Origin of the sequence: Pelomicrobium sp. G1, from assembly GCF_051905455.1 — a bacterium.
Lineage (GTDB): Bacteria > Pseudomonadota > Gammaproteobacteria > Burkholderiales > UBA6910 > Pelomicrobium.
In genome coordinates, this window is sequence record NZ_JBQACR010000461.1 from 1 (window position 1) to 252 (window position 252).

Annotated in this window: 1 protein-coding gene; it reads left to right on the forward strand. The window is 37.3% G+C overall.

Annotation, left to right across the window (positions count from 1 at the left end; translation table 11 throughout):
* The coding region (locus ACTFO6_RS19235) for a hypothetical protein (protein ID WP_439935927.1) at positions 1 to 237 on the forward strand (237 nt) is incomplete at its 5' end.
* Positions 238 to 252 lie beyond the last annotated feature (15 nt).

Consider the following 252-nt stretch of genomic DNA (forward strand, 5'->3'; position numbering starts at 1 on the left):
TCACTGGAGGATTTTCCTAAGGAAGATCAGGAGCTACTAGGGAATTTTGTTGATATTGTAGTAGATGAGTTTCCAAACTCATTGCCACCTATCAGAAGCATCAGTCATCACATTGAATTGATACCAGAAGAAATCCTTCCAAATAAAGAAATTTACATATTGACACCTCAAGAGAATGAGGAGGTGAAAAGACAGGTTCAATATTTGTTAGACAAGGGATGGTCAAGGAAATATTGAGTCCATGTGTAGTAC